This window comes from Stenotrophomonas sp. 05L44_2 (assembly GCF_056665995.1).
On record NZ_JBFTNR010001007.1, the window covers coordinates 1 to 1,077 of the forward strand.

General features: G+C 66.4%; 2 protein-coding genes. One reads left to right on the forward strand and one right to left on the reverse strand.

The window, feature by feature from the left end:
- Positions 1-591: alpha-amylase family glycosyl hydrolase (locus tag AC1VAN_RS22680; protein ID WP_480986846.1), on the reverse strand; the 591-nt coding region annotated here is incomplete at its 3' end.
- A 215-nt stretch (positions 592-806) separates the two neighbouring features.
- On the opposite strand from AC1VAN_RS22680, the gene AC1VAN_RS22685 reads away from it, so the two are divergent.
- Positions 807-1,077 (forward strand): polyprenyl synthetase family protein (locus tag AC1VAN_RS22685; protein ID WP_480986847.1); only part of this gene is annotated, 271 nt, incomplete at its 3' end.

Consider the following 1,077-nt stretch of genomic DNA (forward strand, 5'->3'; position numbering starts at 1 on the left):
GCCATCCACACCCCGGTCCAGCCAGAAGCGCACGTTGTCCAGGGTCGCCTGCTGCACCTGCGGGTTGTGGAAATTCAGGTCCGGCTGGTCCACCAGGAAGTTGTGCAGGTAGTACTGCTCGCGGCGCGGCTCCCACTGCCAGGCACCGCCGCCGAACAGCGACAGCCAGTTGTTGGGGGGCGTGCCGTCCTCGCGCGGATCCACCCACACATACCAGTCCGCCTTCGGGTTGCTGCGGTCCTGGCGGCTCTCGCGGAACCAGGCGTGCTCGATCGAGGTGTGGCTGAGCACCTGGTCGATCATCACCTTCAGGCCCAGGCCGTGGGCCTTGGCCAGCAGCCGGTCGAAGTCGTCCAGGCTGCCGAACAGCGGATCGACATCGCGGTAGTCGGCGATGTCATACCCGAAGTCGGCCATCGGCGATCGGAAGAACGGCGAGATCCAGATCGCATCCACGCCCAGCGCGGCGATATGGTCCAGGCGCTGGATGATGCCGGGCAGGTCGCCTACCCCGTCGCCGTTGGCGTCGAGGAAACTGCGCGGGTAGATCTGGTAGATGACGGCTCCGCGCCACCATGGATAGTGCGACATCGACAGCCCCCCTCCGGGCATGCGGGACCCGCTGGAAGCGGGCCGAAAACCAACTCCCGCAAGCTTAGCGGCGGCCCACGACGATGGCGCTGCCTGCATACGTATTCACGCCAGACGCCACGCCCGGTGGCGCGCGGCGGTGGCCTGGCCCCCGGTTTCCTCCCCAATTCACAGGCAACGCCTATAATCAGGGATGAGCCTGAAAGCCTGATCGCATGACCATCACTGAAGACACCCGTCCCGCCCTGGGCCTGTCCCAGATCCAGTCGCTTGCCGCAGTCGACATGGCTGCCGTCGATGCCCTGATCCGCCGCCGGCTGTCCTCGGATGTGGTGCTGATCAACCAGATCGCCGACCACATCATCTCCGCTGGCGGCAAACGCCTGCGGCCGATGCTGGTGATGCTGGCCGGCCATGCGGTCGGCGGCTCCGGCCCCGAGCACCACCAGCTGGCAGCGATCATCGAGTTCATCCACACCTCCACCC